The sequence below is a fragment of the Mycobacterium sp. IDUB_24 genome, from assembly GCF_055419385.1.
The window spans coordinates 180191-195469 of record NZ_JBVAXO010000005.1; the positions used below are offsets into that span (position 1 = coordinate 180191).

At 67.0% G+C, this 15279-nt stretch carries 2 protein-coding genes; both read left to right on the forward strand.

Annotation, left to right across the window (positions count from 1 at the left end; genetic code table 11):
- The first annotated feature begins 47 nt into the window (after positions 1 to 47).
- A complete protein-coding gene (locus tag ACZYZF_RS18825; protein ID WP_463836475.1) occupies positions 48 to 15023 on the forward strand; it encodes an alpha/beta hydrolase in 14976 nt (4991 codons plus the stop codon).
- Positions 15020 to 15277, forward strand: coding sequence for a DUF7161 family protein (locus tag ACZYZF_RS18830; protein WP_463743865.1), 258 nt, complete (start codon positions 15020 to 15022; stop codon positions 15275 to 15277). Before ACZYZF_RS18825 ends, ACZYZF_RS18830 begins: the two co-directional genes overlap by 4 nt.
- Positions 15278 to 15279: the final 2 nt, after the last annotated feature.

The following is a 15279-nucleotide window of genomic DNA, read 5'->3' on the forward strand; positions in this document are numbered from 1 at the left end:
GGACGGGGTGGTGCGCCGCGTAGGCCCGTTGCCACACCAATTCGCCTATGGACATCCAGATCCCACCCGAACTCCAGTGGGTGTCATATCTCGCGGGTGGTGAGTGGCCGCAAGGCAGCGAAACCCGAACCCGCCGAATCGGCGAGCATTATCAAGCTGCGGCCGAAGCACTGCAGGACCTCGTCCCGGATCTGAACAGGGTCCGTGGTGAGACGATGTCGGTACTGACCGGCGACACCGCCGACGCAGCGGATCAACAGTTCGCCATGCTGTTCGACGGCGACTACACGGTGGACAAACTCTCCCAAGGCATCTCGGGAATGGGTGAGGGCGCCACCAATTTCAGCTCCGAGATCGAATACAGCAAGCTGTCGATCATCGTCGGGCTGGCACTCGCCGCCGCCGAGATTTCGTACAGCCTTGCCATGGCGGGTCCCACCTACGGGGCGTCGACGGCTGCGATTCCCGTCATCGAGACAACGACCATCGCGTGGATACGCGCACTCGTGATGTGGGCGATCAGGCGTCTCGGCGAGAAGATGGCCGAACTGCTGACCAAGACGATGATGAAGAGGCTCCTGCACGAAGGCTGGACGGAAGCCTTGGAGGAGCTGGGGCAGGGTCTACTCCAAGAAGGGATTGTCCAGGGCATCCAGGCCAACAACGGACATTCCGCTTACCGGTGGGACCGGTTCCAACAGACGGCGATCTCCTCCGTGGTCGGTGGCGGAGCGGGCGGAGTCACGGCCGTGCCGGTTGCGCATGGGCTCGGACCCGCTCGCAACCGGTTAACCGCGGCGACCAAGGGCGCAACCACCATGTTCACCGCCGGGGTGTCGGGCAACGTGGCCGGCACATTGGCGGTGGGCGGCGAATTCGACACGATCTCGATCCTTGCCAGTTCCACCAGCACCAGCATCGGTGGTCTGAAAGGTATCGGCGGAGGCCACACGCCGCAGCAGAACAACCAGACCAATCCGGCAAGTCCCCCGCGGCCCGATGCCCCGAACGTCGGGCTGCGGGGTGAGAATCCGGATGCGGAGCTCGACACCGGCCGGCAGGACAGCGATGACGACGGTGAGAATGACACCAACCGAACTGCGCCGAACGATTCCGCCGGGCAGCCGGCCGCTCCCGCCAAGTCGAGTCCGGGACGCGCCGGCGCCGGCCAGACGAATAACACCACACCGCAATCGGATTCGAAATCTGCGTCCCGCAACGGCGAACAGCACGCCGCGGCCGGCAAGCCGACGGTCCAGGACTCCGACCAGACGCCGGATCAGGCAGACACCGACACCGATACCGACACCGATACCGACACCAAGGACGAATCCGACGATGCGCCCGCCGTCGCGCCGGAAGGGCAGCACTCACCGAATACGCAGCATGACAACAACGACTCGGCTGACATTCCCGCCGATGAGCCGGCGCACACTGCCACGCTGAGCTCGGACCAGGATGTCGCCAATCCCGCGGCCAACGTTGCGACGACGGACGTGCCGCATGCCGCAGTCGCCGCAGAGCCGGTGTCGATCGATACCGGGCAGGTCGACGGGACACCGGTCGGCAGTACGCAGGATGTCGCTCAGGTCGCAGACGTCGCACAGCAACCTGCTGATCCGGCGCAGCAGGCTTCCGTGCCGGACGCTCCCGAACAGCAGGCCCCGGCTGTCGGTGCCCCCGCCGCACCGTCATCGCCGAGCACGGTGTCGTCGGTGCCCACTTCGCAGACCCCGGTCACCACTACGCCGAAGACACCCGAGCAGAGCGCCAAACCGACTGCAGCGAAACCAGATTCAAAGTCAGCCGTACCCAAGCAGGAAGCTCCGACCGCACGGCCCGCCGGGCCGGAGGCGCAGGTGGCGGGCGTGCCGGCCGCGCAGGTCCAGGACACCGCCCAGCCTACGAATCAGAGCGCCGCCCAGGACATCAACGAGGACGTCACGCCGGCGGGTGTGGCGCCCGAGGTCACCGACACCGGCGGTCCGCCGCATGGCGATCGGAACTGTCTGCTCGATGCGGCCGACGATCTGTCCCAGCACTTCCGCAAGCAGTACCAGGTCGACGGGGAGCCGACGTCCACCGGAATGCCGGCGCGGTCCCTGTATCAGGCGATCCGGTCGCGGGCCGACTTCGCCACTTACCGCGAGATCGAGGCCACGCTACGCAGCATGAAACCTGGTTCGGCCGCGGTCATCACGTCGGCGTGGGCCGGCGACGGGCAGCGTCAGGGCGGGCACGCCTACGTAGCGGTCTTCGACGGTAAAGACGTGTACCTGCTCCACCGCGGCGAGCGGAAGGGGTGGCCGCCGTCGTGGGGTGAGCACGCGGTATCGACGACCGCGGTCGGTTTCCTTGATTCACAGGGCGATCCGGTCGACGAGCTCGGGCTCCGCCCCGATGATCTCGATGCCGCGATCGCAGTCGGCGACGTACAGGGCACGCCGGACCAGACCCCGGGTGAGCAGTGGCAGGGCGTCACCCGCCAGAGCGATCTCGCCGATCAGGCGCTCGCCAAGCGAGACGGCGAGCTGCGAAATCCGTTGGGGTTGATGGAGTCTGCTGACGCGCGGGCGCGCGCCAACGCGGCCTGGTGGGCCGCGCTCTCGGGGGAAGAGCAGCGTGCCGTGATCGACGTGCACCCGCGGCAGATCAGCAACGCCGAGGGGATCTCGCCGAAGGCGCGCCATGAGGCGAACACCAAACTGCTCGAAGGCGAGCGCAACCAGTTGAAGTCCTGGCGTGACAGCGGTCATCGCCTCACCAGAGCGCAGAGCAAGATGCTGGCGCGGCTGGAGCGGATTCAGAGCTCGCTGACCGAGGCGCAGACCCGGGCCCGGGAAGCGGGCATCGACGGCCCGCTGCTGTTGGCTTTCGATGCGTCGGAGTTCGGTGGTCGCGGTCGCGCGGTCGTCAGCTTCGGCACCGATCCGTATCAAGCGAATTCGGTGTCGTGGCATGTGCCCGGCCAGGGGGTGACGATCGACCGGATCGGTGCCACCATGGCCGACGCGCTCAACCACCTACAGGCTGTCCAACAGGACAATCCGACCCAGACGGCTGCCGCGATCGCGTGGCTCGGCTACGACACCCCCAGCGGCTGGAACCGTTGGCGCGCAGCCGGACACCAGCTCGCCCGTGAAGGCGGGGCGATCCTCTACAGCGATATCCGGGCGTTCAACGCCGCGCGTGACACCTTGGCCGCCGACGGTGGACACTTCAACGAGAACCACATCTTCGCGCAGGACTACGGCACCACCGCGGTCAGTTATGCCGGTCGAGATGGCCGGTTGGCACACGATATTCGCGCTATCAGCTTCACCGACTCGCCAGGGGCGGGGCCGGTACGCCATGCCTCCGAGTTCGGCCTCGGTACCGGCAACGTCCGAGTCGCATCGTCGGCGCGAGAGCTGCCCGCCGTGCTCACCGGGCGCACGCCGATCGTCGAGGTGAATCTCGGCACCGATCCCGCCGGCGAAGCCTTCGGGGCGTCTTCTGAGACCGAGGCTCCGGCCGATCCTCCCGAGCACACCACCGTTGAACCCACCACTCGCACGACCGCGAATGAGGCTCTGGCGCAACGAGAGCCAGCGGTCGGCATCGACGAGGTGGTCAATCCGCTGGGCCGGGCGGACGATGCCGTGACCCGGGCCGAGGACAACGCCCGGTGGTGGGCGAGCTTGTCCGAAGCGCAGCGCCAAGCGCTGATAGAGACCTATCCCAGGCAGATCGGTAACTCCGAGGGGATCACACCGACGGCCCGCGACAAGGCGAACCGTCTTGCCATGGAGCGCGCCCGAGATTTTGTGCAGAACAAGATCGATCGTGGTGAGAAGCCCACCAAGGGCGAATTCAAATTGCTGCGACGCATGAACAACCTTCGCAACGCGTTGGCGACGATGAAGAGCGAAGCGGCGGCGGCCGGGATCGACCCACCACTGGTCCTGGCGTTCGACTCTCCGGAGTTCGGCGGTGACGGCCGGGCGGTCGTGAGCTTCGGGGCCGACCCGTACGTGGCGGATTCGGTGTCGTGGCTGATCCCTGGGTTCGCGACGACGATCGACAAGCTTGAAGGCAACATGCGCAACGCGCTGAACCATCTGCAGTCGACGCAACAGGAGAATCCGGACCTGGCAGCGGCGTCGATCGCCTGGATCGGCTATGACGCGCCCAATGATGCGGCCATCCCTCGCGTCGCCGCGCGTGGATTGGCACGCAAGGGCGGGGAGATTCTCTACAGCGACATCCGGGCGTTCAATGCTGCGCGCAACACGCTGGCCGGGGACGGGCCTCGATTCAGGAACAACCACATCTTCGCGCACTCCTACGGCTCGACCACTGCGAGCTACGCCGGTAAGGGCAGTCGGCTGGCCGAGGACATCAACACGGTGACATTGCTCGGTTCGCCGGGTGCGGGTCCGATACGGCACGCCCGGGGATTCGGGATCGGCGCTCAGAACGTTTTCGTCGCATCGTCGTCGCTGGATCCGGTTACCGGGCTGGGCGGGCGTTCACCGGGACAGAACGGCCGGTTCCTCGGACGGGGACTGGGCCTCGATCCGGCGATGAAAGACTTTGGTGCGGTGCGGATCACCGCGCAATTCCCTGATTCGATGAACGACTTGAGTGCGGTCGGGACGCACCGGAGCTACTACCAGTACATGCCGGGCGACGCCGATCCGCGGGTACGCACCGAATCGCTGGCCAACTTCGGTCGGATCGCCGCCGGGCACGCCGAGAGGCTGCACACGGAGAGATACCGGCGGGTTGTCGATGGGCGCACCGTGGATCCGGCTGCCGGACGGCCGCTGCGGCTGGACAGTGATACCGACACCGAACAGGCGAAGGAACTGCGCCGCTGGAACCCGCGGTGGCATCCGGGCGAGGTCACCCGCACGACCGACCCACTCGTGGCTGACGCTCTGCGACAACGGAATCCGCAGGTATCCATCGACGGGATGACCAACCCGCTGGGAGACGAGCCGGAGGCCGCGGCTCGGGCCCGTGCCAACGCGGAGTGGTGGTCGGGATTGTCGCCGGATCAGCGGCAAGCGCTTCTGAACGCGCATCCCTTCCAGATCGGCAATGCCGAAGGCATCCCCGCCGACGTGCGCAATGACGCCAATCGCCGTGTGCTACAGCGCTATCTGGATCGCGCGGCCGGTATTCAGGAGCTGATCGACGCCGGCACCAAGCCGAACGACGCGCAGCTGGACTTCCTGCTGCGGGTGAAGAAGCTCGAGAGCACCCTGGCGCGCGCGGGCGAGGCGGCCCGGCAGGCCGGGGTGGGAGAGCCGTTGATCCTGGCTTTCGATCCGCCGGCCTTCGGCGGCGACGGCCGGGTGCTGGTGAGCTTCGGGGCCGACCCGTATGTGGCGGATTCGGTGTCGTGGTACGTGCCCGGCTTGGGAGCGCAGGTCGACAAGCTCGACTACGTCATGCACTGCGCATTGAACATCCTGCAGTCGACGCGGAGTGAGAACCCGTCGCTCTCGGCGGCCTCGATCGCCTGGCTGGGCTATGACGCGCCGAACGGTTCGGCGACGCTCAAGGTCGGGAGCACCGATCTGGCGGAAGCCGGCGGTGACATCCTGCACGCCGACATCAGCGCGTTCAACGCGGCGCGGGATGCGTTGGCCGGTGACGGCAGCCATTTCAAGGGCAATCATGTGTTCGGGCATTCGTACGGTTCGACGACGACCAGTTTCGCGGGCCGCAATGGCCGACTGGCCGACCACATCGAGTCGGTGACGCTGATCGGTTCACCGGGTGCCGGCCCGCTGAGCCATGCCCGCGATTTCGGCATCAGCACCGACCGGGTCTTCGTCGCGTCGTCGTCCCGGGATTTCGTCACCGGCCTGGGCGGGCGGACATCGGACTCGCACGGCCGTCTCGGACGCGGGCTGGGCACGGACCCGGCGATGGATACCTTTGGCGGACAGCGAATTCGTGCCGAGTTCCCGGCGTCGATGGACCGCAAGGACACCACCTCCACTCACAACGCGTATTTCGACTTCCAGGAGACGGACGGGCCTGGTACGCGGCAATGGCTGGTCACACCTTCGCGTGCGGTCCCCTCGGAATCACTGGCCAACCTCGGTCGCATCGCTTCCGGAAACCTGGACGGGCTCCAGTTCGAAGAACACCGCACCGTGGCCGAGCGGCCGGGACGTTTGTTCGGCACTCGCCGCGAGACCGTCGAACCCGCGGCGACCCGCAGCGGTAGCCAGCGGCGCAATTGGTGGAATCCGCGGTGGCGGGCATCCGACATAGACGTCGATCCGCAGCAGACCGTTGCCGAGCCCGACTGGTCGGAGACCGAGGACAGCAGTGAGGCCCACCGCAGGGAAGTCCTCGCGGCTGCAGACAGGTTGTTGCAGCAGCGGATTCCGCCGGTCGCCATCGACGGCATCGTCAACCCGCTGAACGGGTCCGGCGATGCCGTGGCACGAGCCGAAGCCAACGCGCGATGGTGGTCGTCTCTGGACGTCGACCAGCAGCAGACCCTGATCGATGCGTATCCGACCCGGATCGGCAATGCCGAGGGTATTCCGCCGGTGGATCGTGATGCGGCGAACCGTCTTGCGATCGACCGCTTCCAGAACCACATGCAATCGATGATCGATCGTGGTGTTCGGCCGAGCGACGCCGAGCTGAATTACCTGCTGCGGGTCAACCGGTTGGAGGCCGGCTTGCAGCAGATGGGGCGCGAAGCATCGGAGGCCGGACTTGACGCGCCGCTGGTGCTGGCGTTCGATCCCCCGGCGTTCGGGGGCGACGGTCGCGCGATCGTCAGCTTCGGTGCCGACCCGTACCAGTCGGATTCGGTGTCGTGGTTGGTGCCGGGGTTCGCCACGACGATCGACAAGCTCGAAGTGAACATGCGCAATGCGTTCAACCACGTGCAGTCGACGATGCGCGCCGCTCCGGGGCTGACGGCAACCTCGATCGCCTGGATCGGCTATGACGCACCCAACGGTTCAGCTGCCGGTCGGGTGGTCGGCCCTGAGCTCGCGCGCCGTGGCGGCGAGATTCTCCACAACGACATCCGGGCATTCAACGCCTCGCGTAATACCTTGGCCGGAGACGGAAGCAGATTCCGGGGCAACCACGTCTTCGCCCACTCGTACGGTTCGACCACGGCAAGCTACGCGGGCAGTGACGGCCGACTGAAGCACGACATCACCACAGTGACACTGGTGGGCTCACCGGGAACGGGACCGATTCGGCACGCACGCGCATTCGGCCTCGATCCTGGCAACGTGTTCGTCGCGTCTTCCTCGCTGGACCCGGTGACTGCATTCGGCGGGCGTACTCCCGACGAGGATGGTCGGGTCGCCGGGCGCGGGCTGGGTATGGACCCGGCGATGGAAGAGTTCGGTGCCGTGCGGGTGGCCGCTCAGTTCTCCGATGCGATGAACACCCCGCGCACCTTCGGTACCCACAAGAGCTACTTCCACCACCACGCGGATGATGGTGCCGGCCCGCCGGTGCGTACCGAATCGGGGGCCAACTTCGGGCGGATCGCGGCGGGCCGAACCAACGATCTGCAACTGGAAGAACCTCGCCGGCTGGTCGACGGGCGCACCGTGGAACCGGCCACCGGACGCATGTTGCGCCTGGATGGGGACATCCAAGTGGATCAGGGCGAGCGCCGCGCGTGGAATCCCCGATGGCGTCCGGGCGAGGCGGCGCCGTCTGACGTCCAGGTAGCAGCGGATGAGCTACTGCACCAACGGAATCCGCGAATGACTGCCGCGGACCTGGTTCACCCGTTGGGCACCGGTCCCGAGGCAGTGGCGCTGGCCCGGCAGAACGCGGCCTGGTGGGCCGGGCTGGAAGAGGGGCAGCGCCAGATTCTGGTGCAGGCGTACCCGCAGGAGATCGGCAACGCCGAGGGCATCCCTTCCGCCGTCCGAGACCACGCCAACCGCGAGGTACTGCGGCAGCACGCCCGGGAGGCCGCCGAGGTGCAGGCCAAGATCGACGCGGGCCAGAAAGCCACTCCGAAGGAAGAAGCCTTCCTGGTCCGGATCAACCGGCTAGAAACTGCGATGCAGCGGGCCGACGACGCCTCCCAGGTGGCCGGGGAAGGCCGGCCACTGTTGCTGGCACTCGACATGGGTGCGTTCGGCGGTGATGGCCGTGCGCTGGTGAGCTTCGGGGCGGACCCGTACACGGCGGACTCGGTGTCGTGGTACGTCCCCGGCCTGGGCTCACAGCTGGACAAGCTCGACTACATCATGCACTGCGCGTTGAACATTCAGCAGTCTGTGCACGCCGAGAACCCGTCGTTGTCATCCGCCTCGATCGCCTGGCTGGGCTATGACGCACCGAACGGATCGGCGTCGGCACGGGTGGCGGGTACCACTTTGGCGCAGCGTGGCGGCGAGATGCTCTACACCGACGTCAGCACGTTCACCGCGGTCCGGGATGCATTCGCCGGGGACGGAAGCCATTTCAATGGCAACCACGTATTCGGCCACTCGTACGGCTCGACCACCACGAGCTACGCCGGGGTCGACGGGCGCTTGGCTCCCCACGTCACGACGGTCACGCTGGTCGGTTCACCGGGTACCGGCTCCTTGCAGCATGCCGGCGATTTCGGCCTCGACGAGGGCAGGGTTTTCGTGGTCTCCTCGTCGCGGGACTTCGTCACCGGCCTGGGCGGTCGGACACCGGGCTCGATGGGGCGCTTCGGGACCGGCCTCGGCACCGACCCGGCGATGGACACGTTCGGTGCGCGACGCGTCAGCGGCGAGTTCCCGGCGTCGATGGACCGCAAAGACACCCTGACGACCCACAACGCGTACTTCGACTTCCTCGAAACCGACGGCCCGGGCACCCGGCAGTGGTTGGTCACCCCGTCACACGCGGTGCGTACCGAGTCGCTGACCAACATCGGCCGCATCGCCGCCGGAAACTACGACGACGTTCACACCGAACCGCACCGTACGGTCGACGGAAACCGTTCCCGCACCATCGAACCCGCGGCGGCCCGGCCGGTCATGCGGCTCGACGACGATCCCGGTGTCTTTCACCCGACCGATACCCACCAACGGAACCGCGTCCCACGCTGGGCCCGGGGCGGCGACTGCGCGCAGGTCCTGACACAGGAAGTATCGGCACGGACCGGCCGAAACATCCAGCTCGACGTCGCGCCCTCACGCCGTGGCACGCCCGCGCGCGCGATGTTCAAAGCGTTCGGCTCCAGCGCCCATTTCGCGACGTACGCCGATATCGAACGGACGCTGCTCGGCAGGCCCTCGGGCTCGATGGCGGTGATGGCGTCGCGCTGGAGCGGGGGACAACCCGTCGGGCATGCGTACATGGCGGTCAACATCAACGACCGGGTGTATCTGTTCGACCCGCACACCCGGCAGTATTCGGGTTGGCCCCCGCACTGGGGCCAGGCCGCGGTGGCCCAGACCGCCGTCGGCTACCTGGACAAGAACGGCGTTCCCGTGGAACGCGGGCGGTGGTACAACCAGTTCGCCGCGGCCGCCATCGGCCGGGTGCAGGGGCTTCCCGACGGCCTGGCCCACGGAAACGTCGACACCAGAACGGCAGTCGACCGGGATACCGCGAGTCGTGCTGCGCTGCAGCACTATCGAGACCGGGCCGACCATATCCGGACAAAGCTCGACCAGTTCGGCTCGACCACCCGTGAAGAGCGTGCCTTCCTGGAGCGCATCGATCGGCTCGACCTCGCGGTGCGAAAGGCCGACGCCGACGCGGCGCGGGCCGGCCTCGACGCCCCGCTGGTGCTCGCGTTGGACACCTCGGCCTTCGACGGCGGTGGGCACGCCGTCATCAGCTTCGGCGCTGACCCGTTCCACGCTTCGACCGTGACCTGGCAGACCGCCCGTGGATCAATCGAGCAGCTGGGCACCGTCACGGCACGCGCGCTCGACGGGCTGGAAGGATCCCAGGATGCGGCGGCCATCGCGTGGATCGGCTCGGACACCGGGGCACTGCATCAACAACTGGCCGAATTCCACGCCACCCGGCAGTCGTTGGGGGGGCCTGGGCCGTTCACTGGGAATCACGTTGTCACCCAGGCTGACTCGCGGATTCCCGCGGAGCGGCCCGCGACCCAGGTGGTGGCTCATCGGGGAGCGTCCCACGACTTCCCGGAACAGACCCGGGCCGCGTACACCGAAGCGCTGCGGCAGGGGGCGGATGCCCTCGAATGCGATGTCCGGCTCACCAAAGACGGTGAACTGGTGCTCATCCATGACAAGACCGTCGACCGCACCTCGAACGGGACCGGTCGCGTCGGCGACATGACGCTGGCCGAGCTGCAGGCGCTCGACTTCGACGGTCACGGCATTCTCACTCTCGACGAGTTCATCCAGCTCGCCCAAGACGCAGAGCAGCCGGTGACGTTGTTCATCGAGACCAAACATCCTGCGCAGCAGGGCTTGAAGATCGAGCGCGAAGTGGTCGCCGCGCTGGAACGGCATGGGCTGACCAACCCGGGGCCGGACCAGTTGGTCAAGGCGGCGGTGATCTCGTTCAACCCCGATGCGCTGGTGCGGGTCCGCATGGCCGCCCCGAACGTCCCCACCGTCCTGTTGGGCCCGGCGGCCCGGTACCTGGCCGGCATAGTGGGCGCCACGGCGATCGGCCCGTCGATCGAAACGCTGCGTAACAACCCCGAACTCGTCGGGGCGGCGGCCGCGCGAGGATTGGCCACCTACTGCTGGACGGTCAACAACGAAGCCGACGTGCAGTTCGCGCGGGATCTCGGCGTGGACTGGGTCGCCACCGACCACCCGGGCCGCACCGACGCCATGGTGGGGGATGCGCCTATCCGCCCACAGGCGGAGCACGAAAGTACGAACACTGCAACAGAGCCCGCTCACAGCGAGGCGGTTCGTCAGGTGGCCGATGACGCCCTGTCGCGGCGGATACCGCCGGTGCGGCCCGACGAGCTGCGCAACCCACTCGGTCCGGCCGAGGAAGCCTCCGCGCGTGCGACCAACAACGCTCGTTGGTGGGCCGGCCTGAACGAGGAACAGCGCAACGCCCTCGTCGAGACATACCCGCAGCACATCGGCAACGCGGAAGGCATCGCGGCGGCGGACCGTGACCGCGCGAACCGCCATGTCCTGCAGCAGATGCGCGAACAATCGGATGCGGTCCGGTCGAAGGCGGACCGGGGAGAACGGCCGACGCGCGCCGAGCGGCAACTGCTGCGCCGCATGGACAAACTCGACCTCGCGATACGCAAGGCTGATGGCGATGCGGTGCAGGCCGGGCTGAAGCCTCCGATGCTGCTGGCGCTCGACGTCTCGGCGTTCGGCGGCGACGGACGCGCCGTACTCAGCTACGGTGCTGATCCGTACACCGCGGAATCGGTGTCGTGGCATGTGCCTGGAGTGGCCAGCTCGGTCGACTCGTTGCTGGGCTTCAACACCACGTCCGCACTAAATCATCTGCAGGCAGTGCGGCAGGAGAATCCAGGGTTGTCGGCGGCTTCGATCGCCTGGATCGGATACGACGCCCCGAGCGGCTGGAGCACCTTGCGTGCTGCCGGTCACGGCATGGCCCGCACCGCCGGCGACATCCTCTACAGCGACATCAGAGCGTTCAATGCCGCCCGTGACACGCTCGCCGGCAACGGCAGCCACTTCGCGGGTAACCATGTCTTCGGTTACTCCTACGGATCGACCACCGCCGGATACGCCGGGCAGAACGGAAGATTCGCCGGCCACGTCCGAACCGTGTCCCTGGTTGGCTCGCCGGGCGCGGGCCCGGTGCGTACCGCCGGCGAGTTCGGAATCGGCGCCGAGAATGTCTTCGCCGCGTCGTCGGCACGAGATGTGGTGACCGCACTGGGCGGGCGCACCGCCGGCTCCGACGGACGGATCCTCGGGATCGGCCTCGGCACCGACCCGGCGATGGATTCCTTCGGCGCCGTGCGAGTCACTGCCGAACCGCAGGCTTCCATGAACCGTCCGCTCACGGGCGGCACCCATCACACCTATTTCCTGAACACGGAGGCGACGACAAACCTCGGTCGCATTGCTGCCGGGCGTACTGACGCCGTCACCACCGAGCAACACCGCACCGAGCTGGGCCGGAGTCGGCGCGCGCCGGCGCTGCGTACGGTCGAACCCGCCGGAGATCGGGTGGGGGGCAAGCGGTTCTGGAATGTGCTGTGGCGTCGACCACCCAACTGTGCGGTCACCGTCACTGAAGAGTTGTCCTCTTTGTTCGAGGGCCGCAAGTTCGGGTTGGATGCCAGGCCGTCACGGCGCGGTGTACCCGCGCGGGCGCTGTTCCAGGCGGTCGGTTCCGATGCGCGGTTCGCGACATACGACGAGGTCGAAGCGACTCTGCTGGGCGATCCGTCGCTGCGGGTGGCCGTGCTGACCTCACAGTGGGCCGGTGGGCGACAGGGCGGTCACGCCTACCTGGCCGTGAAGGTCGACGGTCAGGTGCAGCTGTACGACCCGCACACCCGGAAGTACTCGCCGTGGCCCCCGCACTGGGGACAGCACGCGGTGACGCAGACCGCCGTCGGCTATCTGCAGACCAACGGCGATCCGGTCGGCCCGATGACCGTCGACGTCCCACTGCAGCTGGACGCAGCCGATGCGGTCGGCAATGTGCAAGGCCCGCAGACTGATCAGGACTTCACCCGGCGGCAGGCCGAGTACCGCGCGCAGGATCCGGCCACCCGGCTCGTCGATACCCGCTACGCCGAACCACTCGGTGACGTGGTCGACAACGCCACCGACCGGGCCCGGGTTCATCAGCTCGCCCAGGATCTGTCCGGCAGGTACGGCCCGTACTTCGTTCAGATGAAAGCCGAGGACTTTACCCGTTCGGTCCAGCTGACTGGCGACATCTTCGACGGCAACAAGAAGATCGGCACCATCATTCGGGAGTTCGTGCGGGATCCTGACGGCACCCTCGTCGCCGTGCACAGCGGCCTGCACATTGATGATAAGAATTTGCGTGGCAAAGGGTTCTCCAAGGCCGTGACCTACGAGCTGGAACGCTTGTACGTGCGCTCCGGCTTCGACCGCATCGAGGTGACCACCCACGACAAGGGCACCTTCGCCTTCGCCAGACGCGGCTACGCGTGGAATCCCCGGCCCGACCAGCTGCTGCAATCGCTGGACCGGGTGAAACAGTCGGCCGGCAAGCTACGTGAGACCGTCAGCGACGAAGCCAAGGATCTTCTGGATCAGGTTGTATCACAGTTGGATCCGAGTAATCCGCGCCTGTCGGAACCCATCGACCTGGCAAGCCTGGCCACCCGCGAGGAACCGGATCTGGGCCAGCGCCTGCTGGATGGTGCGGCCGGGAAACACACCAACGCCGTGAACTACGTCAAATACCTGGACTTGGCATCGGTCCCGTCAACCCGGACCGGTCTGAAGGGGTGGCTGCAGAACCTGTTCGGGCGCGACTCTGCTTCGCGTCTGACCGACGACAACTGCGCCTATGACGTGGCCGGCGAGTTGTCGCGGATCTATCCCGGGCGCTTCGATCTGACCTATCCCCCCTCGAGCACCGGCGTGCCGGCCTGGGCCCTGTTCCAGGCGGCGCAGTCCCGCTCCGAGTTCGCGACCCATGACGACATCGAGGCCGAGCTGCTGGGCAGGCCTGCCAGATCGTCGGCAATCGTGGTGTCGCGGTGGGCATCCGATAGTGGCCGACAGGGTGGGCACGCCTACCTCGCCGTCACCGACGGCCGACAGGTGCAGCTCTACGACCCGAAGACCAGGCAGTATTCGCCGTGGCCACCGGAGTGGGGCGACGCGGTGGACCTCACCGCCGTCGGCTACCTCGACGAGAACGGCGAGGCGATCCGACCGCTGCACGACGTGCCGCTGCAGCTGGGCATGCGCGCCGCCGATTCGGTTGGGGATGTCAAGGGGCATCCCGAACCAGGTCCGGACGGTTTCGATACCGATCCGGTCCGCGTCCTCGGCCTGCCCGCCCACGCATCCGGGACGCTGTCGGAGGGCCAGTCAATCGCGGCGTTCAGCCAGGGTGAAGCGCGGATGCGTGACCTCAACGACCAGCTCAGTCGCGACGGCGTCAACGCCGAGGAACGCGCGCGTAGGCTGTCGGAACTGCGGAACTCATTGCGCGCGTGGGCCTATGACCTGATGAGCAACCGAGAGGCCGCGGAGTTCCTGGCGCGCGCCACGGTCAACCCGACCTTCGAGGATTTAGTTGCCCGGAACGTGGAACGCGGTCTGACGGGCGACGCGGTCTTCGAGGCGATCATCGACAGCTCGACGCACAGCCGCCTGGCTCCGGGCAGCCTGACCGACATCGAAACCGGTGCGGTGTACTCGCAGTTCGAGCTCGGACTGCGGGCGCTCAACGAGCAGATGGTCAGTGACGGCGTCAGTGCCGAAGAACGGGCCAGGCAGCTGTCCGGGTTGCGCAGTTCGTTGCGGTCCTGGACCCGGGAACTGATGGAGAACCGCCCGGCGGCGGACTGGATGGCGGCCAACGAGAGCAACCCCAGCTTCGAAGACCTCGTCGCCCGGTACGAACGCAAGGGGCTCACCGGTGACGACGTCTACAACGCCATCATCGACGGGGCCACCCACAGTCACTACTCGGCGGGGACCCTGAGCAACGAGGAGACCCGCACCGTCTACACCAACTACGAGCTGCGGATGCGGGAACTGCGGGACCAACTTCTGCGCGATGGCGTGAGCGTCGAGGAACGAGCCAGGACCATGTATGGGATGCGGGCAACCATCCGCAGCTGGACCCGGTCCCTGATGGCGGACCGCGCGACGGCCGACTGGCTGAACGAGAACGAGCAGAATCCGACGTTCGAGGCGCTCGTGGAGCGAAACCGGGCGAAGGGCCGCGTCGGCGATGAGATCTACGAGGCCATCATCGCCAGCTCCACGCGCAGCCGTGGCAGTGTGAACGAAGATCTCGGCATCGATCCGGAGAATCCGCCCGATCTGCCGCCGATGAGAGGGCCCGACGACGACGGCCCGCAAGATCAAGATCAGGAAGGTGACACGACATGAGCAGCGAGCAGCCCACGCCGTTGCGCTTCGACCAGTCGGGGCTGCGCGGTAGGCGCGCGCGCGTGCTCGTCGACGAGCCCACCGACGAGATCGACTGGCCGGCGAACCTGCCCGCAGGGATCAAAACCGTTGTCATCGTGGACGACACGCCGAACCCGCACCACACGCTGCGGGTGCATCCGGTCGACGATCCCGATCAGGTCGCCCTCGTGGTGTTCGACCAACTGGCGTTGGATCAGGACGGTGGGGAGTAGGC